The 26,365-nt window shown below is 65.8% G+C and carries 27 protein-coding genes; 15 read left to right on the top strand and 12 right to left on the bottom strand.

Going from position 1 to position 26,365, the window contains the following annotated elements:
- Positions 1 to 82 precede the first annotated feature (82 nt).
- The gene (locus ACFYOW_RS28395; RefSeq protein WP_387292930.1) at positions 83 to 2,410 is read left to right on the top strand and encodes a SpoIIE family protein phosphatase; all 2,328 of its coding nucleotides are present in this window, start codon (positions 83 to 85) and stop codon (positions 2,408 to 2,410) included.
- A gap of 85 nt (positions 2,411 to 2,495) precedes the next feature.
- Positions 2,496 to 2,828, top strand: coding sequence for an STAS domain-containing protein (locus tag ACFYOW_RS28390; protein WP_063037258.1), 333 nt, complete (start codon positions 2,496 to 2,498; stop codon positions 2,826 to 2,828).
- A 185-nt stretch (positions 2,829 to 3,013) separates the two neighbouring features.
- Here the strand turns inward: ACFYOW_RS28390 and ACFYOW_RS28385 are convergent, their stop codons facing one another.
- Positions 3,014 to 4,054, bottom strand: coding sequence for an LLM class F420-dependent oxidoreductase (locus ACFYOW_RS28385; protein ID WP_387292928.1), 1,041 nt, complete (start codon positions 4,052 to 4,054; stop codon positions 3,014 to 3,016).
- A gap of 117 nt (positions 4,055 to 4,171) precedes the next feature.
- Between ACFYOW_RS28385 and ACFYOW_RS28380 the strand changes: the two genes are divergently transcribed.
- The 3 genes from ACFYOW_RS28380 (at position 4,172) to ACFYOW_RS28370 (ending at position 7,284) form a co-directional block, all read left to right on the top strand.
- Entirely contained in the window at positions 4,172 to 4,804 is a 633-nt protein-coding gene (locus ACFYOW_RS28380) for a cyclodeaminase/cyclohydrolase family protein (protein WP_387292926.1), read from the top strand.
- A gap of 163 nt (positions 4,805 to 4,967) precedes the next feature.
- Positions 4,968 to 5,720: a L,D-transpeptidase family protein gene (locus ACFYOW_RS28375; RefSeq protein ID WP_387292924.1), complete on the top strand. Its 753-nt coding sequence runs from the start codon at positions 4,968 to 4,970 to the stop codon at positions 5,718 to 5,720.
- A 133-nt stretch (positions 5,721 to 5,853) separates the two neighbouring features.
- Positions 5,854 to 7,284, top strand: coding sequence for a hypothetical protein (locus ACFYOW_RS28370; protein WP_387292922.1), 1,431 nt, complete (start codon positions 5,854 to 5,856; stop codon positions 7,282 to 7,284).
- A 3-nt stretch (positions 7,285 to 7,287) separates the two neighbouring features.
- Here the strand turns inward: ACFYOW_RS28370 and ACFYOW_RS28365 are convergent, their stop codons facing one another.
- On the bottom strand, positions 7,288 to 8,196 hold the full coding sequence (locus ACFYOW_RS28365) for an NADP-dependent oxidoreductase (RefSeq protein WP_387292920.1): 909 nt from the start codon (positions 8,194 to 8,196) through the stop codon (positions 7,288 to 7,290).
- 67 nt (positions 8,197 to 8,263) lie between these two features.
- Here ACFYOW_RS28365 and ACFYOW_RS28360 point away from each other — a divergent pair, with 67 nt between their 5' ends.
- The gene (locus ACFYOW_RS28360; protein ID WP_387292918.1) at positions 8,264 to 8,680 is read left to right on the top strand and encodes a winged helix-turn-helix transcriptional regulator; all 417 of its coding nucleotides are present in this window, start codon (positions 8,264 to 8,266) and stop codon (positions 8,678 to 8,680) included.
- Positions 8,681 to 8,685: 5 nt separating this feature from the next.
- Here the strand turns inward: ACFYOW_RS28360 and ACFYOW_RS28355 are convergent, their stop codons facing one another.
- Positions 8,686 to 10,446, bottom strand: coding sequence for an ABC transporter ATP-binding protein (locus ACFYOW_RS28355; protein WP_387292916.1), 1,761 nt, complete (start codon positions 10,444 to 10,446; stop codon positions 8,686 to 8,688).
- A gap of 82 nt (positions 10,447 to 10,528) precedes the next feature.
- Here ACFYOW_RS28355 and ACFYOW_RS28350 point away from each other — a divergent pair, with 82 nt between their 5' ends.
- Both ACFYOW_RS28350 and ACFYOW_RS28345 read left to right on the top strand, forming a co-directional pair.
- On the top strand, positions 10,529 to 11,011 hold the full coding sequence (locus ACFYOW_RS28350; RefSeq protein WP_387292914.1) for a MarR family winged helix-turn-helix transcriptional regulator: 483 nt from the start codon (positions 10,529 to 10,531) through the stop codon (positions 11,009 to 11,011).
- 8 nt (positions 11,012 to 11,019) lie between these two features.
- On the top strand, positions 11,020 to 12,612 hold the full coding sequence (locus ACFYOW_RS28345; RefSeq protein ID WP_387292912.1) for a 2OG-Fe(II) oxygenase: 1,593 nt from the start codon (positions 11,020 to 11,022) through the stop codon (positions 12,610 to 12,612).
- Positions 12,613 to 12,705: 93 nt separating this feature from the next.
- Here the strand turns inward: ACFYOW_RS28345 and ACFYOW_RS28340 are convergent, their stop codons facing one another.
- Positions 12,706 to 13,560: a bifunctional 5,10-methylenetetrahydrofolate dehydrogenase/5,10-methenyltetrahydrofolate cyclohydrolase gene (locus tag ACFYOW_RS28340; RefSeq protein ID WP_387292910.1), complete on the bottom strand. Its 855-nt coding sequence runs from the start codon at positions 13,558 to 13,560 to the stop codon at positions 12,706 to 12,708.
- Positions 13,561 to 13,766: 206 nt separating this feature from the next.
- On the opposite strand from ACFYOW_RS28340, the gene ACFYOW_RS28335 reads away from it, so the two are divergent.
- The 3 genes from ACFYOW_RS28335 to ACFYOW_RS28325 all read left to right on the top strand — a co-directional run bounded on the left by ACFYOW_RS28335 (position 13,767) and on the right by ACFYOW_RS28325 (position 16,250).
- Positions 13,767 to 14,639, top strand: a complete 873-nt coding sequence (locus ACFYOW_RS28335; protein WP_387292908.1) for a YdcF family protein — start codon at positions 13,767 to 13,769, stop codon at positions 14,637 to 14,639.
- A gap of 94 nt (positions 14,640 to 14,733) precedes the next feature.
- Positions 14,734 to 15,534, top strand: a complete 801-nt coding sequence (locus ACFYOW_RS28330; protein ID WP_387292906.1) for a putative protein N(5)-glutamine methyltransferase — start codon at positions 14,734 to 14,736, stop codon at positions 15,532 to 15,534.
- A gap of 200 nt (positions 15,535 to 15,734) precedes the next feature.
- Positions 15,735 to 16,250: a maleylpyruvate isomerase family mycothiol-dependent enzyme gene (locus tag ACFYOW_RS28325; protein ID WP_387292904.1), complete on the top strand. Its 516-nt coding sequence runs from the start codon at positions 15,735 to 15,737 to the stop codon at positions 16,248 to 16,250.
- Positions 16,251 to 16,255: 5 nt separating this feature from the next.
- Here ACFYOW_RS28325 and ACFYOW_RS28320 read toward each other — a convergent pair whose 3' ends face one another.
- Positions 16,256 to 17,086: an SDR family oxidoreductase gene (locus ACFYOW_RS28320; RefSeq protein WP_387292902.1), complete on the bottom strand. Its 831-nt coding sequence runs from the start codon at positions 17,084 to 17,086 to the stop codon at positions 16,256 to 16,258.
- A 43-nt stretch (positions 17,087 to 17,129) separates the two neighbouring features.
- Positions 17,130 to 18,701, bottom strand: a complete 1,572-nt coding sequence (locus tag ACFYOW_RS28315) for a succinic semialdehyde dehydrogenase (protein WP_387292900.1) — start codon at positions 18,699 to 18,701, stop codon at positions 17,130 to 17,132.
- A gap of 164 nt (positions 18,702 to 18,865) precedes the next feature.
- Between ACFYOW_RS28315 and ACFYOW_RS28310 the strand changes: the two genes are divergently transcribed.
- Positions 18,866 to 19,561 (top strand): TetR/AcrR family transcriptional regulator, encoded by a 696-nt coding sequence (locus tag ACFYOW_RS28310; RefSeq protein WP_387292898.1) that lies wholly within the window; start codon positions 18,866 to 18,868, stop codon positions 19,559 to 19,561.
- A 2-nt stretch (positions 19,562 to 19,563) separates the two neighbouring features.
- Here ACFYOW_RS28310 and ACFYOW_RS28305 read toward each other — a convergent pair whose 3' ends face one another.
- Both ACFYOW_RS28305 and ACFYOW_RS28300 read right to left on the bottom strand, forming a co-directional pair.
- Positions 19,564 to 20,634, bottom strand: coding sequence for a PDR/VanB family oxidoreductase (locus ACFYOW_RS28305; protein ID WP_387292896.1), 1,071 nt, complete (start codon positions 20,632 to 20,634; stop codon positions 19,564 to 19,566).
- On the bottom strand, positions 20,631 to 21,500 hold the full coding sequence (locus ACFYOW_RS28300; protein WP_387292894.1) for a metal-dependent hydrolase: 870 nt from the start codon (positions 21,498 to 21,500) through the stop codon (positions 20,631 to 20,633). Before ACFYOW_RS28300 ends, ACFYOW_RS28305 begins: the two co-directional genes overlap by 4 nt.
- Positions 21,501 to 21,604: 104 nt before the next feature.
- Between ACFYOW_RS28300 and ACFYOW_RS28295 the strand changes: the two genes are divergently transcribed.
- On the top strand, positions 21,605 to 22,270 hold the full coding sequence (locus ACFYOW_RS28295; protein WP_387292892.1) for a TetR/AcrR family transcriptional regulator: 666 nt from the start codon (positions 21,605 to 21,607) through the stop codon (positions 22,268 to 22,270).
- A 7-nt stretch (positions 22,271 to 22,277) separates the two neighbouring features.
- Here ACFYOW_RS28295 and ACFYOW_RS28290 read toward each other — a convergent pair whose 3' ends face one another.
- Complete coding sequence (locus ACFYOW_RS28290) at positions 22,278 to 23,771, bottom strand: flavin-containing monooxygenase (RefSeq protein WP_387292890.1); 1,494 nt, start codon at positions 23,769 to 23,771, stop codon at positions 22,278 to 22,280.
- Between ACFYOW_RS28290 and ACFYOW_RS28285 the strand changes: the two genes are divergently transcribed.
- Together ACFYOW_RS28285 and ACFYOW_RS28280 are read left to right on the top strand one after the other, a co-directional pair.
- A complete protein-coding gene (locus ACFYOW_RS28285; RefSeq protein WP_387292888.1) occupies positions 23,751 to 24,359 on the top strand; it encodes a hypothetical protein in 609 nt (202 codons plus the stop codon). The two genes, ACFYOW_RS28290 and ACFYOW_RS28285, sit on opposite strands and share 21 nt — an antisense overlap.
- Positions 24,356 to 24,934, top strand: coding sequence for a DUF3558 domain-containing protein (locus ACFYOW_RS28280; protein ID WP_387292886.1), 579 nt, complete (start codon positions 24,356 to 24,358; stop codon positions 24,932 to 24,934). Before ACFYOW_RS28285 ends, ACFYOW_RS28280 begins: the two co-directional genes overlap by 4 nt.
- A 41-nt stretch (positions 24,935 to 24,975) precedes the next feature.
- Here ACFYOW_RS28280 and ACFYOW_RS28275 read toward each other — a convergent pair whose 3' ends face one another.
- The 3 genes from ACFYOW_RS28275 to ACFYOW_RS28265 form a co-directional block, all read right to left on the bottom strand.
- Positions 24,976 to 25,488: a DUF664 domain-containing protein gene (locus tag ACFYOW_RS28275; RefSeq protein ID WP_387292884.1), complete on the bottom strand. Its 513-nt coding sequence runs from the start codon at positions 25,486 to 25,488 to the stop codon at positions 24,976 to 24,978.
- Between the two features lie 47 nt (positions 25,489 to 25,535).
- Positions 25,536 to 26,048 carry a methylated-DNA--[protein]-cysteine S-methyltransferase gene (locus ACFYOW_RS28270; RefSeq protein WP_387292882.1) on the bottom strand — a complete coding sequence of 171 codons (513 nt, stop codon included), beginning with the start codon at positions 26,046 to 26,048 and terminating at the stop codon, positions 25,536 to 25,538.
- A 62-nt stretch (positions 26,049 to 26,110) separates the two neighbouring features.
- Positions 26,111 to 26,365, bottom strand: a complete 255-nt coding sequence (locus ACFYOW_RS28265; protein WP_387292880.1) for an Ada metal-binding domain-containing protein — start codon at positions 26,363 to 26,365, stop codon at positions 26,111 to 26,113.

Genomic DNA, 26,365 nt, shown 5'->3' with positions numbered 1-26,365 from the left:
GCGGAATACAGCGGAGCGAGCGAACAAAAGGCGCAGCCGCCATCGCGGTCATGGCGGAGCCGAGCGCCGGCGAGGCGGAGACATGAGCGCGGCATTGGCCGCATTTCTCGACGCCTACTCGGATGCGCTACGGCGGCATCTGAACTCACCGACGCAGGCAAGTCTCGGCGAGGGCTACGAACTCGGCCGCCGCGCCCTCATCGAGGGCATCAGCCTGCTCGATCTCACCGAAAACCATTACCGCGTAGTACAAACCGTGGAATCGAGCACCGCGGACGCCAAACACGCCGAGACCGCACTGGAATTCCTGCTGCAGACTCTCGCTGCCCTGGACATCGCCACCCGCGGCTATATCGATGGCACCCGCCGCGCCGAACAACAGCGTTCGCGCATCGACGATCTCGCGGGACGCGACGCCTTCCGCACCGCCTTGGTGGAGTCGCTGCAGGACGGCTTCTTCGTGGCCGACGCGCGCGGCACCATCATCGAGGTCAACTCCGCCTTCGGCGCGCTGACCGGCTACGGCGCGTCGGAACTTCCGTTCCCGCTGCCGCATCCATGGTCGACGCCGGAGGGGCCGCGCTATCCCGATCTCGGTAGCGAGGCACAGCGATTCGTGATTCCGGTCAAACATCGCGACGGCCGCACGGTCTGGCTCGCGGTGAGCACCAGCGCGATGGTCGAACCGGAGAAATACGAGCAGATCTTCGTCGGCACCATCCGCGATGTCACCGCCGAACACGATGCACAGGCCCGCGATCAGGCCGCGTCACGACTGGCCACCGCGGTCGGTGCGGCGACGAGCGTGGTCGAGGTGCTCGCCGTCGGGCTGGACGAACTGCGACGCACCGTCGGCGCGGAAACCGCGGTGGTGATGGTGTGGCCCAACCGTAATACCGGGCCGGAGACGTATGTCTCGGGGGCCGAGGGTGTGCCGGAGGGCTCGGTGCTCGATGCCCGTGCGCGGGCGCTACTGGATCGGGCTCGCCGTCGTCCGGCGCGCAGTCTGTTCGCGATTCCGGAGGGCATCGAGAGTTCCGAGGGCATCGTCGCACCGCTCGGTGAGACCGGTGATGCCGCACTGTGGCTGCGCTTCGCCGCGCCGCGCGCCATCAGCGCCGCCGACTGGACACTGTTCTCGCTGCTCATCGGACATCTGAGTCTGGCGGTGCAGCGAGCACGCAACTTCGATCAGGCGCGCTCGACCTCGCTGACGCTGCAGCGCGCCATGCTCGGTCCGATCGAACTGCCGCCGCGGTTCTCGGTGCATTACGAGCCTGCGCTGCCGCCGCTGGAGATCGGCGGCGACTGGTACGACGTGGTTCCGCTGCGCGACGGCACCATCGGCGTCGTAGTCGGCGACTGTGTCGGACGTGGCCTGTCCGCGGCCGTTGTGATGGGCCAATTGCGTACGGCCGCACGGGCTCTCCTACTGCGCGGGGCGGGCCCGGCGCAGCTGCTCGCGGAACTCGATACCGTCGCGGGCCGGATTCCCGGCGCGATGTGCACGACGGTCTGCGCCGCGGTCCTCGATCCGGTGCGCGGACTGGTCCGCTACAGCAGCGCCGGACATATGCCGCCGATTCTGGCCGATGTCGGTCAGCCGGGCCGATTGCTCGAGGGCGGGCGTGCGGTACCGCTGGCTACTTTCGATACGCCACGGCGTCCCGAGGCCACCACGGCGCTCACACCGGGTTCGACGCTGGTGCTGTTCACCGACGGCCTGGTCGAACAGCGCGGCGTCGATATCGATGACAGTTTCGCGAAGATCTCGGGGGTGCTCGCCGATACCGCGGGCAAGCTGCCGCGTGAGGTCGCCGATGCCGTGCTCTCCCGGCTGCGTCCGGCCGCGGGCTACGACGATGACGTCGCCATGGTCGTGTACCGGCAACCCCCCGCACCGCTGCGGCTGGCGATTCCGGCCAATCCGGATCAGCTCTCGGCCATGCGTAAGCGGCTCAAGGCTTGGCTCGCAGCGGCCGCGGTACCGCACGATCTCGCCTCCGATCTCATCGCCGCGGCCAACGAGGCCTGTAGCAACAGCATCGAACATGCCTACCGCAACGGCGGCGGCCCGGTCACCCGCGCGATCAGCTCCACGGCCGAACTGCTCGGCCGTGCGACCAGCGCCGCGGCGGCCACCACCGATCCTGGACTCGTCGAATTGACCGCCGAATGTGATACCCAAAAGGTCGTCATTCTGGTCGCCGACACCGGAACGTGGAAACCACGCTCCGCCGATCCGGGGCCGCGCGGACGCGGCATCGACATGATGCGGGCTTTGACGGAAGAATTGGAGATAGACCACAGCGGGCTGGGCACCCGCGTCCGCATGTCGGTAACGTTGCCCGCGATCAAATCCCCCGTAGCGAACCCACTGCGTGGCACGAACCGCCAGGTTTCTGGCTGAGGAATGCAGCGCGAAAGGCGGGTTCATGGCAGATTGTGATGATGTGACAAACAACTCCGGAGACGCGTATCCCCTGGCGGACACGATGACCACCACAGTCGAGGCACACGATGGCGCGACCGTGCTCACGGTTTCCGGCGAGGTCGATCTGGCGACCGCGCCAGCGCTGGAGAACACCATCGAGGCCATCCTCACCGGCAAACCGGCGGTCCTGATCATCGACCTGACCGGTGTCAGCTTCCTCGCCTCGGCGGGTATGGCGACCCTGGTCGCGGCGCATCAGCGGGCAGGCGACACGACGACCATCGTGGTGGTCGCGGACGGTCCGGCCACCAGCCGACAGCTCAAGATGACGAGTCTGGATCAGGTGTTCGCACTGCACACCACCCTGGCCGAGGCGCTGGCCGCGCTCCGGTAGCGCGGTCTGATTTCAACCGGAACCTTCCGATCACCTGACCGCCACGGAGCGAGTCTTACGAGCGACGTTCGCGGCCCGTCTCGCGGCCGAGTGGTCGAAGCGCATGCGACGAAGTCGCGAGTCTCGACCGCTCGGCCGCGAGACACCATGGGGCCGCGAACACGCAGCGCCGAAGGCGCTGCACATTAGACACAGAGTTCGCGCAGCTGCTCGATCAGCTTGACCCGCTCGGCCGGGGTCGCCGCCATCGGCACCACATTCAGCACCGTGACACCCGCCGCACGGAATGCGGCGATCCGCTCCTTCACGAATCCGGCCGGACCGATCAGCGAGATATCCCGCACCAGATCGTCCGGGACCACCTTGGCGGCCTCTTCCTTCTTGCCCGCCAGATACAGCTCCTGGATGCGGTCCGCCTCGGCGCCGTAGCCGTACTTGGTGGCCAGCGTGTGATAGAAGTTCTTGCCCTTGGCGCCCATGCCGCCGATGTAGAGCGCCAGATGCGGTTTCACGAATTCCAGTAGCGGCGTGACATTCTCGCCGATGGCCAGCGCGGGCCCGGCGTAGACGTCCAGCTCGCCGAGGACCGGATCACGCTTGGCCAGACCGGCGTCCAGCGATTCGCCCCAGATTTCCTTGGCCTTCTCCGGTACGAAGAAGATCGGCTGCCAGCCCTCGGCAATCTCCGCGGCCAGCTCCACATTCTTCGGGCCCAGCGCGGCCAGCAGCACCGGAATGCGTTCACGCACCGGATGATTGATCAGCTTGAGCGGCTTGCCCAGGCCGGTGCCCCGGTCGGCGGGCAGCGGGATCTGGTAGTACTTGCCCTGGTACTCCAGCCGCTCGCGACGCCATACCTTGCGGCAGATCTCCACCAGTTCTCTGGTGCGTCCGATGGGCGCGTCATAGGGGACGCCGTGGAAGCCCTCGATCACCTGCGGGCCCGATGCGCCGAGGCCGAGTACATAGCGACCGTCGGAGACGAAGTCCAGGCCGGCGGCGGTCATGGCGGTCAGGCTGGGCGTGCGGGTGTAGATCTGCAGGATGCCCGAGGCCAGCTGCAGCCGAGTGGTCTTGGCCGCCAGATATCCGAGCGCGCTCACCGCGTCGAATGAGTAGGCCTCCGGCACGAACACGATGTCGAGTCCAGCCTTTTCGAGGTCGGCCACCTCCGCGGCCGCCTCTTTGAAGCCGCCCGAGTAGTTGATGCTCAATCCGATCCGCATAGCACTCAACCTAACCGCAGCTACGCACCGGCCGCGCACCGGCCACCCCGGCGCGAGCGGTAGCGTATTCGCCGTAGTTCTCCACTGTCGTCGCAGGAAAACGAAAGGCCACCCGCCGTGTCGCAGCCCGCCTTCGCTGAGGCCACCCTCGCGCAGTACCTGACCGACCTGGCCGCGAAGGTACCCGCACCAGGTGGCGGCGCCGTCGCAGCGCTGCACGCCGCACAGGGCGCCGCACTGGTCGCGATGGTCGCGCGCTACACCACCCGGGCCAAGGATGCCGAGCACCGGCCGGTCATCGACCGGATCATCGAGGCGGCCGATGCGGCCCGCGAGCGCGCACTGGCCCTGGCCGATGCCGATGCCGCGGCGTTCACCGCCGTCGGCAACGCCTACAAGTTGCCGAAGGATTCCTCCGAGCTGGCCGCCGCGCGCAGCGATGCCATAACCGCCGCGCTGCTCGAGGCCGCCCGGGTGCCCGCCGCGGTCGTCGACGAGGCTGACGAGGTGCTCTCACTCGCCACCGAACTGCTGCCGATCGGCAATCCCAATGTGGTCACCGATATCGGCGCCGCCGCCGATGCGGCGCGGGCCGCGGCCACCAGCTCGCAGCTCAATATCGAGATCAACGTCCGCTCACTCAGCGCCGAACAGGGCGACAAGTTCGCCACGGTGCTGATCCGCATCGACGAGATCACCGCCCGCGCGGACGCACTGCACGCCGACGTATTGCACGCCGTGCGCGGCTGAATTCGACCGCGGTCGGATCGTTTGTTCGGTGTGATGCCGGGTATGTCGCCCCTATATTGAAAACTTGTGGACTTGGACGCCCGTTACAGAACCGGTACGTCGAGTTGATCATGAAGTCCTAGAATGGATTTCTGCGTCCCACACCAGCGTGAAGGGGTGGACCATGCGGAGCGCACTCAGATACCTGTTCCTCGCGACCACGGTCGTCGCCTTGGCGGCCTTCGGATCCGGAACGGCATTCGCCACTACGATTATCGAACCCAACGCCGACGCGGTCGCGACGATTGCCCCGTCGGCAGGCCAGGAAGTCGGCATCGCGGCACCGGTGACGATTCGATTCGCCAATCCGGTCGCCAACCGCGACCGAGCCGAACGACTGGTCGATATCCGAGCCACCGACCCACTGCCAGGCGTTTTCTCCTGGGCGAGTGATCGTGAATTGACTTGGACGCCAACGAGTTTCCTTCCGGCCCGGGCGCCGATCTCGGTACAGGTCGGTAACGCGCGCACGGAGTTCCGCACCAATGCGGGCGTGGTGGCCGACGCCGATATGTCGGCGCATACCTTCACCGTGAGCATCGGCGGTGCCCTCGCGCGGTCGGTGCCCGCATCCATGGGCAAGCCCGGCCACGAGACACCGACAGGTACCTTCCCGGTGCTGGAAAAGTTCCGTTCGATCGTCTTCGACTCGCGCACCATCGGGATCCCACTGAGCTCGCCCGAGGGCTACGTCATCAATGGCGAGTACGCCGAACGCCTCACGTGGGGTGGCGTTTTCGTGCACTCCGCACCGTGGTCGGTGGATTCGCAGGGCTATGCCAATGTCAGCCACGGCTGCATCAACCTGGCTCCCGATGACGCCGCCTGGTACTACCAGACCGTCGGCGTCGGCGATCCGGTCACCGTGCACTGGTGAGCCGTAAACAATCCGTTTTCCTTCGCGACACCTCCCCTCAATTTCATCACGGGCAGCAAACCTGGCAGTATCCTGCCGAGGTTGATACAACTGCGGGACACACGTGATCGTATGACCTGATGAAGGTGGGGCGATGGATCGACCGGATATGACCTCGCGGGCGAATTCAGGCCCGCAGCCGGGCGCTGCGCCACAACAGCCGCTCGGTGCGCCGAGGGCATACCAGCCTCCGACACCGCCGAACCCGTTCCACCGGATCGGCTTCACGGAGGACAACGCGCCGACCGGGCCGATTCCGCGGATCCCGATCGACGGCGCACCCGTCGACACCGGTCCACTACGCCGAGTGCCGATCGGCCGCGCCGCAACACAATCCGGACCGCTGCCCCGAGTTCCGGTCGACCGTGCGCCGACGAATACGGACCCGTTCCGGCGCATTCGCGGTCAACAAGTTGCCGGGGGCCAGGCTCCGAATCCCCAGGGCCCGAGGCAAACCGGGCCGATACCACGGATTCCGATCCAGGAAGGTCCCCCGCGTCAGCCCCCGGTTCCGCAAGTCTCGACGGGCCAGGCGCCGACTGCGCACGACGGCGCGCAGGAGGGCTCGCTGACGTTGCCCGAACCGATCCGTCAGGTGCCCGTCAACCGGAACCCGAGCCCTCCTGCGCCTGCCGTGCCGCGTCCGCATGCCTCGCAAGATCCGAATTGGTATGCGCCTGTTGCCCAAGAGATGGACCAGCGCGGGCCGGTTCAGCGAGACCCCATGCGCCAGAACCCGATTCACCCAGGGGCTTTCGACACAGAAAACACTCGGCAAGATCCGAACCACTACGCACCGGACCGATACGAGCAGGATCCGGCGCGGCACAACCCGATTCAGGCAGTGGACGGGGAATCCGCGCAGTATGAGCTCGACTATGGAAGCGACTGGTCCGAATGGGTCGAGGAACTTCCCGCGGAGCCGAAACCGACTGCGCCGGACTACTTCCGGCATGAGCATGCCTTGGCTGCGATGATCGATCGGTCCGGTCGGAATCGCTCGAAGCGCCGGTGGATGCCGGTGCTGGTCGGGTCGGTCGCGGCGGCCGGACTACTCGTGGTGGCGTTCGTGCAGATTCGACCGGCACCGCAACCAGCGACGGTAGCCTCGTCCACGCCCAGCCAGGTCGCGGTCTCCGGATCCACGTCCGCGGCACAATGCCCGGCCGAGCGCGTCGGGGACACCATTACCGGCAACGGAGCGGGCGGGCTGGATTCCGGACCGGGTGTCATATTCGCGTTCCAGTACGCCTATTACGTCACTCGATCCGGTGTTGCGACGCGAGAGTTCGTGGCGCCCAACGCATCCGTCTCCCCCGCCGGGACGATTCAACAGGGCATCGATGGCATTCCGGCCGGCACCACGCACTGCATCAGCATTACACCGGGAGCTTTCGTCGGCCAGTACCTGGTGCAGGTGACCGAGCATCGACCCGATGCGACATCGATCACCTACAAACCCCAGGTCGTCACGACGGCGCGCGTGGGCAACCAGACCCTTATCACCGCCATCGGCGCGGCCTGACCCTCACACCGGCGAATTCCACGGCACCAGCACGATTTTCCCGCGGACGCGCCCGGATTCGCTCAGGTGATGGGCCTTGACCACCTCGGCCATCGGCAGCACCTGATCGATCTCCACGTGCAACCGGCCCGTCTCGAACAGGGCGGCCAGCTCGCCCAGATCGCGGCCGGAGGGTTCGACATAGAGCCGCTCGTACCGCGGATCTTCCTCGGCATCATTGCCCTGCGCGTCGATCAGGCGACCGCCCGCGGCGAGCACCGGCAGCGACCGCGATCCGTAGTCACCGCCGACGAGATCGAAAACGACATCGACATCACGCACCGCCTCCGCGAAATCTGTTGTCGTGTAATCGATCACCTTATCCGCGCCGATCTCCCGCAGGAATTCGTGGTTGGCGGCACGAGCCGTGCCGATCACATACGCGCCGCGGTCCTTGGCGATCTGCACCGCGAAATGTCCGACACCACCGGCCGCAGCATGTACCAGTACGCGTTGTCCGGCAACGACTTCGGTGAGCCCCTGCCAGGCGGTCAGCACCGCGGTCGGCACGGCGGCCGCGTGGATGTGATCCAGGATCGCCGGTTTCGGTGCGAGGATATCTGCCTGTGCCACAACGTATTCGGCATAGGCGCCGGACCTGCTGAACACCATGCCGTAGACCTCGTCGCCGGCCCGGAATTGCTCGACACCGGCGCCGACCGCATCGACGATCCCGGACACATCGAAGCCCAGGGTGAACGGCGGATCCCCGAGTTTGCGCACCAGCCCGGACCGCAGCTTCCAGTCCGCCGCATTCATACCGGTGGCGGCGACTTGCACCACCACCTCGCCCGGTCCGGCGCTCGGCCGATCGACCTCGACGATTTCCAGGACCTCGGGACCACCGAATGTTTGTTGCGTGATTGCGAGCATGCCACCGATTCTGCGGTCCCTTAGTATCCAAGGGAAAGAAGGCACTTCAATGATCCCGAGGTACCTGATGGATACCATTGTCGACTGGTCCGGCTCCGACAACCTGGTCAAGAGCTATCTGACCAACTGCCCGGCACGCGAAGTGCTGACGGTGCTCGCCGACAAATGGGTGCTGCTGGTCCTTGGCGTGCTGCGCATGGCCGGCGGGCCGGTGCGCTTCAACGATCTGCGCCGCCGACTCGACGGCATCACCCAGAAGATGCTCACCCGCACCCTGCGCAACCTGGAGCGCGACGGACTGGTCCGCCGCGCCGTCTACCCCACCGTCCCGCCGCGTGTGGAGTACTCGCTGACCGATCTCGGGGCCAGCCTCGGCGAGCTCAGCCACGCGATGGGGGTCTGGTCGGTGCGGCACCACAGCGAAATCCTTACCGCCCGTGATGAATTCGACACGCGCGCCGCAACCGACCCGGAACCCGTCTGAATGCGTCAGGCGGCTTGGAGGAGGTCGCCGCCGGAGGCCAGGGCGGCGTAGCGGCCGTCTGAGTCCATGAGCTCGCGGTGGGTGCCGCGTTCGATGATCTGGCCGCGATCGAGTACGACGATCTGGTCGGCGTCGCGAATGGTGGAGAGCCGGTGCGCGATGGTGATGGTGGTCCGGCCTTCGGACAGCGCATCGATGGCGGCCTGCACCTCCTGCTCGGTCCGGTTGTCCAGGGCACTGGTGGCCTCGTCGAGCACCAGGATCGGCGGGTTGCGCAGGATCACCCGCGCCACCGCCAGACGCTGCTTCTCACCGCCGGAGAACCGATAGCCGCGCTCGCCGACCAGCGTGTCATAACCGTCCGGCAGGCTCGCGATATGGTCGTGGATCTGCGCGGCCCGCGCCGCGGCGTACAGCTCCTCGTCGGTCGCATCGGGTTTGGCGAAGCGCAGATTGTCCGCGACCGAGGCGTGGAACAGGTAGGTCTCCTGCGACACCACACCGACGGCGGCGGCGAGATCGGCAAAGGACAAGTCCCGCACATCGATTCCGTCGATCTCCACCCGTCCGGATGTCACATCGTAGAGTCGCGCGACCAGGTAGCCGAGTGTGGTTTTGCCCGAACCGGTTTCGCCGACAATGGCCAGACTGGATCCGGCGGGCACGCAGATGTCGATGTCCTGCAACACATCCCGTGTTCCGGATCCATAACTGAAGCCGACGTGCTCGAAGCGGACCTCGCCCTTGACACCCGAATCCGGTACCGGCACCGGCGTTATCGGTTCCTCGACCTCCGGCCTCAGGTCCAGGTATTCGAAGATCCGGCTGAACAGCGACATGGAACTCTGCACCTCCACACCGGTGTTCAGCAACTGCACCATCGGCCGCAGCAGGCTCGTCTGCAAGGTCGTGAAGGCAACCAACGTGCCGATCGAGACCAGCGGATGTCCGGCTGCCACGGTCAATCCCGCCGCCCAGTAGACGATCGCTGGCATGGCCGCCATGACGATCTGAATCGTCGACTGCCGCCACCGTCCGGCCATGCCGGATCGGATCTCCAGGTCCACCAGCCCGCGTGACTCCCGCGCGAAATCGTCGACCAGCGCGGGCGAGCGGCCCATCGTGCGCCCGAGCAGAATGCCGCTCACCGAGAGCGATTCCTCCACGATCGCCGACATGCCCGCCAATTTCTGCTGCCGCTGCGCGGTGATCTTCCTGCGTTCGTCGCCGACGCGGCGGCTGATCCAGACGAAGAACGGCAGCATGATCAGCGAGACCAAGGTGAGCCGCCAGTCGAGGGCGATCATGGCGATCACCGAGGCGATCACGGTGGTGAAGTTCGAGACCAGTGAGGTCGCGGTCGAGGTGACCGTCGATTGCATGCCGCCGATATCGTTGGCGATCCGCGACTGCACTTCGCCGGTGCGGGTGGTCGTGAAGAACGACAACGGCATTCGCTGCAACTGCGCATACACCGCGGAGCGCAGATCGTGCATGACCTCTTGACCGACCGCGGTGGAAATATAGGTCTGAAGCACGCCGAAGATACTGGTGAGTGCGGCGACCGCGACCATGCCTGCGGCGAGGGCGGTCAGCAGACCGGTGCGGCCGTGCGGCAGGGCATCGTCGAGGATGCCGCGCAGCATGAACGGCGATGCCAGCGCGACCAGTGACGACAAACCGACGAGCGCGGCAACGAGTGCCAGGCGCGCGCGATACGGGCGAAACAACCGGACGATCCGGCGAAGTTGATGAGGGGGCTGCATAGGCGCCTCCTTTCCGAGGACTACGTCATGAAACTGAGCATGACTCATAATTGTTCCCAAAACAATGAGTTATGCTCAACAAATGGCTACCGCGCTCGATCCCGATCTCCCCGAGCTGTTCCTGCGCACCGCGAAACGCATCCGCCGCAACCAGGTCGCGCGTCTCGCTCCCCTGGGCATTACCCCAGGTCAAGCCCGTGCTCTCCGCATTTTCGGCCACCACGACGAGCCTCTGCGGATGGCGGCAATCGCCGACCACCTCGGCATCGTGCCGCGATCGGCCACCACCGTCGTCGATGCGCTCGAAACCGCAGGGCTGGTCTCGCGCGCGCCCGACCCGACCAACCGCCGCTCGACCCTGGTGACGCTGACCGAGTCCGGCCGAGCCGCGCTCTCCCAGATGGCCGCTGCCCGCCGTGCGGCAGCCGAGGAGGTCTTCGCCGGCCTGAGCGCCGAGCAGCGCACAACGCTTCGTGAATTACTTGCGGCACTCGATTCGGAGGCATCGGTCGGCGAATCCACTGGGACGAACATCTCGTTGACTTCCCCGCGGCCCCGAGGCTGAATTGGGACATGTTGGACTTGCCCGCCGGTCCGATTGCGAAGGTACAGACCGGCATTGCCGCCGGAGCACGGACCTGCTTCCTGTTGCGCGGGGTGTTCGCCGCCCCTGAGTGCGCCGAAATCATCAATACGGCAACGGATTCAGGCTTCGTACCGACCGGCGCGCACTATCCGGGGTCTTATCGCAACAATGACCGGCTGGTCCGCGACGACCCGGTGCTGGCGGATACGCTGTTCAGCAGGATCGCCGAATTCCTTCCCGCGCGGTTGCACATCGACGGCGCCCACTGGCGGCTTGTCGGCCTCAATGAGCGGTTCCGGTACTGCCGCTACCGCGGCGGTCAATCCTTCGCCACCCACCGCGATGGTGCGCATGCCCGCAGCAGCACCGTCGTCTCCCGGCTGACGTGCATGATCTATCTCAACGACAGCACCGAGTTCGATGGTGGGCGCACCCGCTTCTATGCCGGCGGCGAACCGGGTGCCGCCTCGCTCGGTGCGGTTGGACCCGAGGCCGGAACCATCGTGGTCTTCGATCATGCGCTCTGGCACGACGGCGAACCGGTCACGCACGGCACGAAGTGGGTGATGCGTACCGACGTGCTCTACAAGCGGGAGCAATACGACACTTCATCGGACGGGATCCTGCGCGGGCACGATGGGTATGTGTGGAGCGTCGCGGCATGCGCTGACGGCACGCTCGCGACCGCTTCTCGCGACCGCACCATCCGCATCTGGGAGCCGACCCGCGATGGCTATGCCCAGTGGCGCACACTGCGCGGTCACGATAGTTCGGTGACCGCCCTGCTCGCGCATCCGAACGGGGAGCTGTGGAGCGGGTCGCGCGACGGCGCCGTCCGCGTCTGGCGGTCATGGGAGCCGCATACGGTCGGACATCACGACGGCGCGATGCTGTGTGCCGGTGCCCTACCCGATGGCCGAGTCGTCACCGGCGGCGCGGACGGGCGGCTTCGATGGTGGCGGGCGGACGGGTCGGATGGTGCGCTCGAGATCGGCGGCTGGGTGTGGGCCGTGGTTTCCGTTGGCGCGCAATTGATTACCGGCTCAGAGGACGGCACCATCGGGGTCTGGGATGCGGAGGGCGGACTTGTCGGGAGTGTGCGAGCGCCCGCACCCGTCCGCGCGCTGGCCGTCACCTCATCGGGCACCGTGATCAGCGGGGATGCCGAAGGATGGCTGCGCACCTGGAACCTGCCCGGCTATCGATCCCAGCGACTCGATGACGAAGCGCACCCTGTTGCGCTGAATCCGACTGCGTCACATGAGCAGACAGACCCCTCCGACGCGGCGACACCCCCAACTCTGCCCGATCGGACATCAGATTCCAAAACGGTGATACGCGAGCCGACCGCGCGTAAAGCGCACACCGGTGCCGTCTGCGCAGTGACACCTCTGTCCGGGAACCTCATCGCCAGCGGAGGCGAGGACGGTGCCGTACGAATATGGCGCGCAGCCGATCTCACCGAACTCGAGGTGTTCCACCACAACGATTTCGTCCGCAGCCTCGCCGCACTCCCCGACGGCCGTTTGGCGAGCGCCTCATACGACGGAACCGTGCGCTTGTGGCGGATCCGACCGTAAACCAACCACCGGCGTAACCATCAACCGGCTCTACCCGACGCCGCCCTGTTCGCTTGGTTGGGCATCCGCTACTCGAGAATCGAAACCGATAACTCAGGCGGGGTGGGTGTTTTCGGCGGCGGTTACTACGTGGCGCATGAGGAGGGCGGTGGTTACCGGGCCGATGCCGCCTGGCACGGGGCTGAGGGCGGCGGCCTTGCCGCGGACGGTTTCCGCGGCTACGTCGCCGACGATTTTGCCGTCGGGATCTTCGTTGGTGCCCACATCGATGACGGTGGCGCCCTCGCGAATGTGTTTGCCGGTGACCAGGCCGATGCGGCCGGCAGCGGCTACCACGATGTCGGCAGCGGAGGTGACGGCGGGGAGGTCGGTGGTGCGGGAATGGCAGATGGTGACGGTGGCGTTTTCAGCGAGCAGGAGTTGCGCAAGGGGCTTACCGACGATATTGGAGCGGCCGACGACGGCGACATGCCGTCCGGCGAGCGGGATTTCGTGATGCTTCAGTAGTTCGACGACGGCCTCGGAGGTGGCGGGGACGAAGCCGTCGAGGCCGGAGGCGAGCAGGCCGAGCGAGAGCGGGCTGACGCCGTCGACGTCCTTGCCCGCGGCGATGGCGGAGCTGACATCGTCGAGGGTGACACCGGCGGGCAGCGGAGTCTGCAGCATGATCGCGTCGATGGCGGTGTCCGCACTGCGGGCGGTGAGTTCGTCGCGGATTCGCTCGATGCTCGCGTCGGCGCCGAGTTCGATGGTGTCGCAGGCGATTCCGAGACGTTCGGCAGCCTTGCGCAGCGAGTTCACGTACCACGCGCTGGCCGGATCGTCATTGGCCACGATCAGGGCCAGGCGCGGCGCGGTTCCGCTCGCGGTGAGCGCGGCGGCGCGCTGCTTGGTGTCGGCGTTGATGGCGGCGGCGAGTTCCTTGCCGGACAGCGAAACGGTATCCACGTTGTCACACCTTATCGGCTGCACCGCACGGCCGGTTTCGGCGGGCACCCCGCGCGCCGCCCGGTTTGCCAAGACGCCGGAAGCAACGCCTGGCAATTACCCGATTATGGCTGTTACCAGTCGTATCGTGGTTGTGCTTGCCCACGGCTAACTGTCAGCTCACCTACCGAAAGCCCCGTTTCACGCGTGGAAAGGTGTCGACTGTAGTGAAGATCTCGAGGCATTGGAAACTATGGGTCGCGACCGCGTTCGCGGCCGCGACCATCACCGGACTATCGAGCGCACCCGCCATCGCGGCGCCGGAAACCGACGCCCTCTACAACTCCGCCCAGCGCGCCTTCACCGACGGCGACGATGCCGTCGGCCGCGCCGAACTCCGACAGCTGATCGCCGCCGACCCGGCCGATGCCGAGGCCCTTTCGCTGCAGGCGATCTGGTCGCATTACGCCAATGATCTGCCCGCTATGGCCGATGCACTGGTCCGCCTCAATGCCCTCGACCCGGCAATGGCCCAGGGGACCAATAATGTGCTCGGCGCAATCGGCGCCGCGGTCGCCACCCTGCCGAATCCGCTGCCCGCGCTCGTCGGACCGCAGACCGGAATCGTGGTGCTCGGCTACGGTCTGCTCCCGGACGGTTCGCTGCGCCCCGAACTGGTGAACCGGCTGACCACGGCGTGGTTGCAGGCGGTCGCCTCGCCACTTTCACCGATCGTCGTCACCGGCGGAAACCCGCAGAACGGGATCACCGAGGCCGAGGCCATGCGGGCCTGGCTGGTCGGCAAGGGGCTGCCCGCATCCCGGATCAATGTCGAGGGCCGAGCCGGATCTACGGTGCAGAACGCGCTGTTCAGCACCGAGATGCTGCGCAGTCTCGGCGCGAACAGCGCGGTCGTGGTGACCTCGCCGAACCACATCCGGCGCGCGGTCGCCGATTTCATTGTCGCGGGCACTCAGGTGGTCGGGGCGACCACCTCACTCGAGCAACTGGTATCGCAGTTGCCGCCGCCTGCCAGGCAGGCGCAGCGCGGCATCTACCTGGACGCGACGCGGACGTTCCAGCTCGCGACCGCACGCTGAACGCGACGGGTCCGAGCGTGCTGAAAATGGCATAATTCGCGCAAATGTACACGCTCGGACCCATCGCACCCCATCCACACGGCACGATATCCCGATGACACCAACCGGAGATGTGGTCGCGCAACTGCGCGCGGCGGGCTGTGTATTCGCCGAGGACGAGGCGCGGTTGCTCATCGCCGCGGCGGCGGAGACCGGTGCCGATCTCAGCGACTTGGTCGCACAGCGGGTTTCCGGAACACCGCTGGAATACCTGCTGGGCTGGACCGAATTCCACGGCATCCGCGTTGCGGTCGCGCCTGGCGTCTTCGTACCGCGCCAGCGCACCGCCTTCCTCGTCGACGAGGCCGCCGAACTCGCCCGCGCCCTGCCTTCGCACCCTGTCGTCGTCGATATATGTTGCGGCTCAGGCGCATTGGGTCTCGCGCTGGCACACACTCTTGCCACCGAAGGCCGCCCGATAGAACTCGCCGCCACCGATATCGAACCCGCGGCGGTCGAATGCGCCCGCCGCAACCTCACCCCGATCGGCGCACCCGTCTACGCAGGCGACCTTTTCGAGCCGCTCCCCCGTGAATTGTGCGGCCGAATCAATATCCTGCTCGCCAACACCCCGTACGTGCCATCGGAGATGATCGCCAGGATGCCGCCGGAGGCACGCGATTACGAACCGCGCACCGCCCTCGACGGCGGACCCGACGGCCTGGATATCTTCCGCCGCGTCGTCACCGCCGCCCGTACCTGGCTCGCGCCGGGCGGCCACCTGCTGGTCGAATCCACCGAAGCCCAGGCCAGGCCCTCGGTCACTGTCCTCGCCGCGCACGGCTTCACCGGCCGCGTCGCCGAATCCGACGAGCTCTACTCCACCGTCGTCATCGGCACCAAGCCGGACATATGATTCAGATCACCACGCGACGCCGATGAAATCGACATGGCCGCCCGGTCTATCCGGATGACCCATCCGAAAGGCGGAGCACACCATGACCTCTGACGAGATCCAGCTGTGGACGCAGGCCGAGCGCCTCGAACTCGCCGATTTCCTAGACGATCTCGACGACCACGAGTTGGACCGTCACGTCACTGTGCGACGACTGGACAGTGCACGAGGTCCTCGCGCATGTAACGCTGTCCAACCGCGTCACGCTCGGGCGGACGCTGCTCGGTGTGCTCCGGGCTCGCGGCGATTGGAACCGGATGACCGCCGACCTCGTCCGCGAGCGCGCCGCCCGATTCACGTCGGCCGAACTCACAGCCCAACTTCGCGAATCGGCGGGTTGGACGCGCCGGGCCCCGGGCGCCGGACCGCTCGATCCGCTGGCCGACACCATCATTCACGGCCCGGACATCGCACGGCCGCTCGGACGCGTGCGGGAAGTACCGACCAAACCCGGCGTCGCCGCTCTCGATCACATCATCGGGAGTCGCTTCTACGATGCACGCCAGCGCCTGCGCGGCATCCGGTTGACGGCCGTCGATGCCGACTGGTCGGCGGGCGACGGCCCTGCCGAGATCCGCGGCCCGCTCAGCGATCTGCTGCTGGTGTCGACGGGCCGCGTGGCGGGACTGTCCGGTCTGGCCGGATCCGGCGTCGCGCGGCTCACCACGACCTTCTGAGGCCGCTACTTCTTGCGACCGGTGAACTCGTCCATCGAGTGGTACACGCCAACCGAATTCAGGAACAGATCGCGCAGTTTGATCGGCAGCAGACCGGAGATCGCCTTGTTGAGCCGGGATGTCCACGGCAGGATCACCAGCGCAGTGCCCGCTTTCATTTCGCGCCACGAGGTGTCGACGACATCGTCCTGTTCGAGAATCGGCGTGAACAGGAAACCCTTTGCGCCATTGAACATTCCGGTATTGATGTAGGTCGGACAGACCGTGGTGATCCGCACATGGTCGTGGCCCGCCTGTTCCAGCTCGATGCGCACCGAATCCGACCAGCCCAGCGCCGCCCACTTCGAGGCCGCGTACACGCTCATGCGCGGATTGGAAACCAGACCAGCCGAGGACGCGATGGTCATGACGCGCGACGAGCCCGTGCCACGCACCATCGCGGGCAGGAATTCGAGCGTAATGTACATCGGCGCAAGGGAATTGATCGCCATCGTTTTATCGATATCGGCGCGATCGGTGGTCTCCCAGAAGTAGCTGTTGCCGCGCACGATGCCCGCATTGTTGATCAGGATGTCGATATCGCCGACGTCGGCGCGCACCGCCGCCGCGGCCTCGCCGATGGCGTCCTGCGCGGACACGTCGACCACATAGTGATGGATGGCGACGCCGCGACCGGACAACTCGACCGCGGTCTCCTTCAGCGCGGTTTCGTTGATATCCCACAGCACCACCGCGGCCGCACCCTCACGCACCGCCCGCTCGGCGAACAGCTTGCCCAGGCCCATTGCCGCGCCCGTGACCAGGACCTTCTTATCGGCTACCGTGTCCAGTTTCATTCATCCTCATCGTGATTTCGTCGTGAAATAGCTTTTGGCGCAATTACTTTTGGCGTAGCGCCTTCATGACTCCGAAATACAGCGTCATGGTCTTGGCCCACAATTCCTCGGACATACCGGGCAGCGGTGCGATCGGGAGCATCCGCTGCACCGCGATCGTCTGGGTGTCGATGTACTTCAACAAGCCCTCCGGACCGTGCCGACGCCCGGTACCCGAAATGCCGAGCCCGCCCGATGGCGCGTCCGCACTGCCCCAGGCCGCGATGAAGCCCTCGTTCACATTCACCGAACCCGCATTGATGCGCGCGGCTACCCGACGACCTCGATCGACATCCTTGGTCCAGACACTCGCATTGAGGCCGTATGCGGTGTCGTTGGCCTGTTCGACCGCCTCGTCGTCGCTGCCGACCCGATAGATCGAAACCACCGGCCCGAAGGTCTCCTCGCGATACACAGTCATCCCGGGCCGCACGCCGGTCAGCACGGTCGGCTCGTAGAAGTACGGTCCGAGATCGGGACGCGCCTTACCGCCCGCCAGCACCTGCGCACCCTTCGCGACGGCATCGTCGACATGCGCACTGACGGTGTCCAATTGGCGCTGGAACGTCAAAGACCCCATATCACTGGCGTAATCGAGCCCACCGCCCAATTCGATCGCCCGCACATGCTCGATGAATTCGCCGACGAACTGGTCGTAGACCTTGTCGTGCACATAGATTCGCTCCATCGACTCGCACAGTTGCCCCGCCGAGGCGAAGCAGGCCCGGATCGCGATCTTGGCCGCCCTGGAGACATCCGCATCGGCGAGCACCAGCAGCGGGTTCTTCCCGCCGAGTTCGAGCGAATAGCCGATCAGCCGCTCCCCGGCCTGCTGCGCGATGGTCCGGCCGGTCGCACTGGACCCGGTGTAGTCGACATAATCGGCGCGCGCGATCACCTCACCGCCGATCACCGAACCACGGCCGAGCACCGCCTGCCAGAGTCCGCGCGGCAGCCCGGCGCGCTCGGCTGCATCGATGGCCCACAGCGCGGTCAGTGCGGTCTGGTTGTCCGGCCGCGCGACCACGGCATTTCCGGCGACCAATGCGGGCAGGGCGTCGGAGACGGCCAGCGCCAGCGGATAGTTCCACGGCGAGATCACCGCGACCACGCCCTTGGGCCGGTGCCGGACATCGACCTGGGTCAATACCGGCAGCACACCACGCGGCTTGCGGGTGGCCAACAGCCTGTTCGCGACCGACGCGTAGTACCTGGCATTGACCGCCACATCCCCGACCTCGTCGAAAGCATGCGCTCGGGACTTGCCGGTCTCGGTCTGCACGATATCGAGGATGGTGTCCTGTTCGGCCAGCACGATGTCATGGAATTTCCGCAGCACCGCGACCCGCTCACGGACCGAGCGCCGCGCCCATTCCCGCTGCTCGGTGCGCGCGGTCGCGAAGGCGGTCTCGATATCGCCGGTCGAGGACTGCGGCAGGTCCGCGATCTTGCGCCCGGTCGCGGGTGCGAAGACCTCGACCGCGGGGGCAGCGCCCGCGATCGCCCGATCTAGCAAGGGTTGCACCAGGGCCGCGGGCAGGGCCGTCGGTTCGGTCAGCTGGCGGGCGGTCGTCATTGTCGGCCCTCTCCTGGGTCGGGCGCCTGTGCTGGACGAGGCGGTAAGCCGGGTTCGGTTATTTCCTGAACACTAGTGTTAGATTAATGTCGGTGCCGCGCCTCGTGTCAAGCTGTCAGGTGTGGCACACAGACGGGTCAGGCTTCGAGTTGTGAGGCATCACCATGTCCACTGACACTTCCCAGACGAATAGCGCGGCCCGCCGGGGCCGACCACCGCAGACCCAGGAGCAGGCCGAGGAGGTCCGCGCCCGCATCGTGCTCGCCACCGCGGCGGTATTCACCCGCGGCGGTTCGCGCGGACTCAGCGTCGCCCAGATCATCGAACAGGCCGGACTCGCCCGACCCACCTTCTACCGCTATTTCGGCAATGCCACCGAACCGCTGCACGTCGTCCTGGAGGCATCCAACGACGGCCTCGTCGACGGCATCCGCACGGCACTGACCGGTCCCGACGAGCCCGTCGAACTCGGCATTCGTCTCATCGATGCCTACCTCGGCTGGGCCCGCGGCCACGGTGCGATGCTGCGGCCGTTGTTCGCCGAACTGCACGATCCGGCCTCACCGGTATCGGCCTATCGCGAACGGGCACTGGACGATATCCGCGCGCTGGTGCGCGACACGTTCACCGAATTGGGCCGCCCGGTCCCCTCACCACTGGATCTCGATGCGGCCCTGCATGTTTGCGAGTACGTGGTCTATCGCATTTCGGCGGGTACCGCGCCCGGCGCCGAGCCGGACGCGCAAACCGTCGCCGCCGGACGGCTCACCATGATCCGGGTGCTGCTCACCACGCTCGGTACCCGCGCCGATCTCGAATACGCCATGACACTGCCGGGTATCTTCCCGGCCGCGGAGTGAATCTACAGATCGAGTTCGAGTTCGCCACCGCGAGAACGCGATACGCAGGTGAGCATCGCACTGTTGCGATCGCCGGGCAGTAGCGCCCGGTCCCGGTGCTCGACCTCACCGGCGATTACACTCGCCCGGCACGTCCCACAGAAACCCTGCTGACACGAGTACGCGACACCGGGCACCGCCCGCCGGATCGCGCTCAGCGCGGACTCGTCGGCGGCGACATCGACCTCGGTTCCACTGCGGCGCAATCGAATACGGAACGGCGCGCCGTCGCTGACGGGTACCGCCGAAAAGCGCTCGGTATGCAGCGAGGCGGTCGGATCGTGCAACAGCAACACCCTGCGCGCGGCTTCCGCCAATGCCGGTGGTCCACAGACATATACCGCGGCACCGGTCGGCGTCTGTTCGAAGATCATCCGCGGATCCGGCACTCCGAACTCGTCATCGGGTCGGACCACCACATCACCACCGGTGAAGTGGGCGAGCTCGTACAGGAACGGCATCCGCGCCCGCGAGCGTCCGAAATACATGAGCCGCCACGGTATTCCGGCACGTTCGGTGGCGGTGACCATCGGCAGAATCGGCGTGATCCCGATACCGCCCGCGACGAAGAAATACTCCGGTGCGTCGATGAGCGGGAAGGCATTGCGCGGGCCCCGCACCCACAGTCGGTCGCCGACGCGCAGCCGCTCGTGGATCTCGCAGGAACCACCATCGCCATCGGGGATGTACCGCACCGCGATTCGGTAGCAGCTGCGATCCTCCGGGTCGCTGTTCAGCGAATACTGCCGCTGCCGACCCGAGGGCAGGAATACATCGATATGGGCGCCCGGCGTCCAGGCGGGCAGGTCCGCCCCGCCTGGATCGCACAAGGTCAGGCTGACCACCTCGTCGGCCTCGACCTCGATTCCCAAGATCGCCAGCTCGAAATCGTAGCCGGTGCGCCGCACCGGCTGTGGTCGCGAAAGCAGCTGCGCCGCTTTCCCTTCGGTGAACACCCGCTTGTAGGTGTCCACCGCCGAAGCGATCATCCGCAGCCCGGCTCCCGGCCGGAACTGCTCCTCAACGGCGGTCATGAGCGTGCCCGTGCCGCCGGCGACTGCGCGAGGTAGCGCAGTGCGTTATCCATCGGACCGAGTTGGGAGGGATGGAATCCCGGCCGCAGGTACCGCGGAATCTCGGTCAAGAAGGTGGTGAAGTTCGGGACCACACCGCGCAGCGAGGCACTGGCCATCTGTAGCGGCCACCACCGGCCCTTGTTCGGCGATGGGTCGCGCTGGAAGAGGTAGGCACCCGAAATCACGAACAGCGCGAGCAATCCCGAACTGGCGATCAACGCCTGACGCGCCTTGCGGGCATAGCCGCCGTCGAGATGCATGTACGCGTCGTAGACCACGCTGCGATGTTCGACCTCCTCGGCGCCGTGCCAGCGGACGAGATCCAGCATCGCCGGATGCATCCCCTTGGCCGCCAATTTGTCGTTGGTGAGCAGCCATTCGCCGATGACGGCGGTGTAGTGCTCCATCCCCGCGAACAGGGCCAGCCGCTCGCACAGCCATTCGTGTCTGGCCCGGCCGGACAGTCCGTGGTCGCCGAGCAGCCGATCGATCAGCCAGGCGACGCGATCCACCATCGGCCCGACCTCGAGTCCGAGGCGTTCCAACTGGTGGCGGGCCTTTTCGTGGGAACCGGCGTGCATCGTCTCCTGACCGATGAAGCCGCGGACCTCTTCCCGCAATCGCTCATCATCGATCAGCGGTAAGGCCTCGGCCAGCGCCTGCGCCATGGCCCGCTCGCCTTCGGGGAGCACCAGGTGCATCACATTGATGATGTGGGTGGCCATGACTTCGCCGGGGATGTAGTGCATCGGCACCGAATCGAAATCAAAGCTGACGTCCCGCGCGTTGATGGCATGAGCCTGATCGGCGTAAGCAGTGCCCATCTGATGGTCCTCACGTCTGGTCCCTGGACGATCAATGTATTGCCGACATCAAATGCTGTCAACATCACATGATGTCAACTTCCCGACTGTGGGAGGATCGGGCCATGAACGACGCCGTTTCCGATGGATCGATACCGGGGATGCGCCGCTGGCGCGGCACGCCCCCGGCCGACCGAATCGCCGCGCGCCGCGAACAGCTCGTCGAGGCCGCCATCGAGTTGATGGCCACGATCGGAGCATCCGATATCTCCATGCGCGGGGTCTGCAGGCAGGCCGGACTCACCGAGCGCTACTTCTACGAGAGTTTCCCGAATCTGGACAAACTGCTCACCGCGGCATTGGAAGCGGTCGTCCTCGGCGCACAGGAACGCCTGCTCGCGGCGCTTGCCACCGCACCACCCGAACCGCAAAAACTATTTCGCCATGCCATTTCGGCATTCACCGATTATCTGGTCGAGGATCGCCGGCGCGGCCAGATCATGTTCGTGGAATCGCAAGCCACCCGGGTACTCGGCGACCGAGGCAACGAGCTCATCGAATTGTTCACCGCGCCGATCGCGCTCACGATCGGATTGGGTGACGACGGACCGCAGACCCCACCGGATCAGTACGAGAACAGCCTCAACTCGAACGCCATTTTCGGCGCGATGGCGTATATGTACCGCCCATGGCTGGACGGCACCATCGATATTCCACGCGAACGATTCGACGACCACGCGACCAGCGTGTTGCGCAATATCTCGGCCGCGCGGTCGTCGGAGCCGCACTGACCGGTCGTCAGCCCTGTGTGGATACCGGATCCCGATCCCGCGACCGTTCGAACACCATCGCGCGATCGGTGATCTTGCCGTGGCGCAGCGTGACCAGATCGCGTAGGTAATTCATGCGTAGGCGCCACGGCGCCTTGGTGCCCTGGATCGGGAATTGGCTGGCGGCGCGCTGGACATAACCCGGATTGAAATTCAGGAATAGCGACGCCGCGCCGACGGACGGATCGCGCACCGGTGTGCAGCGGTCGTATCCGTTGCGGTACATGTGGCGTAGCAGCCGAACGACGTACTCGCACACCAGATCCGCCTTCAGCGTCCAAGAGGCGTTGGTGTATCCGATGATGTACGCGAAATTCGGCACATCCGACAGCATCATGGCCTTGTAGGCCATGTGTTCGGCGAGGTGCACCTGCTGTCCGTCGACGGCGAGTTCGATGCCGCCGAAGGCGAGCAGATTCAAACCCGTTGCGGTGATCACGATGTCGGCATCGAGGGTCGCACCGGAGGCGAGCGCCAGGCCCGTCTCGGTGAATGTCTCGACCTTATCGGTCACGATATCCAATCGACCCTTGCGGATCGCGCGGAAGAAATCGCCATTGGGGGCCAAGCACAGTCGCTGATCCCAGGGGTTGTAAGTCGGGGTGAAATGGGTATCGATGTCGTAGCCCTCGGGCAGCCAGCGCCGCTGCCAGCCCTTGATCCGCTTGCGCATGGATTGCGGATACCGTTGACTCAGTTGGTAAATCGCGGTTGCCAGCGCCACATTTTCGGCCCTGGCCACCGCGTAGGCGGCGCGGGTCGGCAGGAATTTGCGGGCCTTGACGGCGAGGTCGTCGCGGGCGGGTGCAGAGATGATGTAGCTCGGCGAGCGTTGCAGCATCGTCACGTGCGCACCCTGCTCGGTCAGTGCCGGTCCCAGCGTGACCGCGGTCGCGCCGCTGCCGATCAGCACTACGCGCTTGCCCGCGACATCCAGATCGTCCGGCCAGTGCTGCGGGTGGATGATCGGCCCGGCGAAACGCTCGGTACCCGCGAATTCCGGGGTGTAGCCCTCGTCATAGCGGTAGTAACCGGAGCAGCAGAACAGGAATCCGGCTGTGAGAGTGACGGTTTCGCCGGTATCGGTGCGTTCGGCGCGCACCGTCCACCGGTTTTCCCGCGACGACCATTCGGCGCCGACGACGCGATGATGGAAGCGGATATGGCGGTCGATCCCGCTCTCGGCGGCCGTGGCGCGCACATAGTCGAGGATGTCCGCGCCGTCGGCGATCGAATACTCCCCTAGCCACGGACGGAAGCGGTAGCCGAGGGTGTACATATCGGAATCGGAGCGAATTCCCGGATAGCGGAACAGGTCCCAGGTGCCGCCGATCGCGTCGCGGCTCTCCAGAATCGTGTAGCTCTTCTCCGGGAAGGCCCGCCGCAGGTGATACGCCGCGCCTATGCCGGACAGTCCGGCACCGACAATGAGCACATCGACATGCTCACCAGCGATCCTCATCGATCTCGTCCTCCGATATTCGGCGGTGCGATTCGCACCGATTTCAACTCCCAGCCTATCCGCTGCGGTTCGGTCGAGGATCGTGACGCCGGAGGCGCCGGAAACGCCCGATTTCGGGAATCTGTGTTTTCGATGGAACCGTTTCGTCGGCGCGTGCGTCTCTATGATCAGACGGGACTAGTTGAAGGGGCGACCACTATGGCTGTCGACAGTGCTTTCGGCGGGTATATCGAGGATGCGAAGACCGGGGCGCTGAAGGTGCGAATGGAACCGCAGGCGTTTCTGGATATCGACGCGGCCTGCCAGAACTTCATCATCGACCTGTCCTCGGTCCAGAACGACGCGCGTGCACTCGGTGAGCGGTCGACCTGGGGACTCGGTGAGGACAACCCGCGCCTGACCTCTGCCGTCGAGCTGGTGAAATTGTTCAGGGAGAAGGCATTCGGCGGCCCGAACAACGCTTACGACACAATCGGCGAGTACATCGCGGTCGCCACGGAAATCCAGACCCTGTTCAAGACCATCTGTGACGCCTATGAGCGCACCGATGAAGACTTCGCCCGCCGGATACGGCAGATCCGCGTATGAGGATCCGCGCCGAGCGCTCGTCGAAAGCGGCGCTGCTGATCACGGCTGCGGCCGTCGTCCTCGCGGCATGCGGTGGCGGAAACAATTCCACGTCGACCGCCACATCCACCACACCTGTCACGTCCGGTACCTCGGCCACGCCGTCCAGCACATCGAACACCGCATTCGATCCCTGCACCGCGCTGACGCCCCAGTTCCTCTCCGAACACCAATGGAACGCCCGCAGCCCCACACCCAAGCAGGATTCGACGGGCAACTTCCAGTGGAAAGGCTGCCTGTACGTCGCGCAGAGCACGTACACATTCCGCGTCCAGACGACCAACGGAACACTCGCCCAGGTTCGCGAAAAGTTCCCCACCGCAACCGAACTCACCATCGACGGCCGCAAGGCGCTACGCTACGAGGCCCGCCCCGACATCCCCGGCGGCTGCACCATCAATATCGATATGAAATCCGGCTCCCTCTACATCCTCGTAGACGACCCCCGCGGCCTGCACCCACGCAAACTCTTCCCCTGCGATAACGTCACCGAAATCGCCCAAGCCGTCGTCCCGCTCCTCCCCCGAGACAGCTGACTGATCTCGCCGAGCGGGCCTTGCGGTTCAACCGGCCCCAATTACCTGCGGCGCAGCAGAACTCCGCGAATGAAGGCGGCTTGGCCGGCGTGCTGGATATCGTCGTCCACGACGCTGATCAGCCGCACACCGAGGGTGACCGGCGGATCCCAGCGGGTGTCGACGATGCGGGGCAGATCGTCATCGGTGAGTCCGGTTACGTAGTCGATCGTCTGCGTGTGCACCGCGTCGTAGTAGCCCAATAGCAGCTCGGCGGAAATCCCGCCGAGATCGGCGACCTCGCCGGCGCGGTGCCCGTAGCCGGTCGCCTCATCGGCGAACGGCAGGTCGAACCGCTTGGCCCAGCCCGCCGCCGTCCACACCTGTTCCAGTCCCGCCACGTCCGCTATGTGGTCGTCCTGCACCCGGGTCAGATGCCAGATCAGCCAGGCGATGGAGTTGGCGTCCGGATCGATCTGCGCCGCGAGCTCATTCTGCCCGAGCCCCTCTACCGCGCCGTGCACATTCTCCCGCACCCGTCCGAAGGCATCGACCAACAACTCAGCGCTCGTCATGACCTCATGCAAGCACACAGTCGCCGCCGATATTCCCGATCGCGCCGTCATCCGCCCAGCGGCAGCAGGAGGTCGGCCGATTCGAGGTCGAGCAGGGCCCGTTTGGCAGGTAGCCCGCCCGCGTAACCGGTCAGGGATCCATCGGCCCCGAGCACACGGTGGCACGGGAGCAGGATCAGCAGCCGGTTACGAGCCAGCGCGCCGCCGATCTTGCGAGCGTCGGCGGGAGCGCGGCCGAGTTGCCGGGTCAGGGCACCGTAGGTGGTTGCCCGGCCGTATCCCGTGGTCGCCTCGAGCGTCCGCAAGACCTCTCGATCGAACGCGCTCATATCCGTCAGGTCCATCGGGACGGTGAATTGCCGGCGTTCGCCGGTGAGGTATTCGTCGATTTGGTCTGCTGCGGTCTCCAGATGCTCACGCGCCGTGGAATTTTCGCCGGTCGATTCGGTCGGCAGCTCATCGGTGAACGCAACCAGGGTGACGCCGGCCTGGTTCGCTTCGATCAGCAGATTGCCCAGGGTCGAGCCGTGCACCAGTCGTGCGATGGCAGTATCGGACATGATGTTGCTCCTCTCTATCGAGCCTTCATCAGGTAGACGCTCCCCAGCGCCGAAACGTGAGATCACCTACCGGATTCGGCTTTCCATGCCGCGTATGCGGCGGGCAAGCAGACCGCGCACGGGCGGTAACCGGCGGCGATGGCGGTTTGTTCGTCGGCGAAGAAGACACGGTGGGCGCGGTAGTGGCCGCGTGCCAAGGCTCGCAAGGCCGACGGGCAGTCGAGGCGGCCGTACAGCTTCCCGCGCCGATGACCGCCGTACCGGCCCGGGGCGGGGCTGGGATACGGGCGGCCGTCGGCATCGGTCAGGGTGTACAT

Source organism: Nocardia sp. NPDC006982, from assembly GCF_042869435.1.
In the GTDB taxonomy this organism is placed as follows: domain Bacteria; phylum Actinomycetota; class Actinomycetes; order Mycobacteriales; family Mycobacteriaceae; genus Nocardia.
The sequence above is the reverse complement of the archived record's forward strand: the minus strand, read 5'-3'. Positions and strand labels throughout refer to the sequence as shown.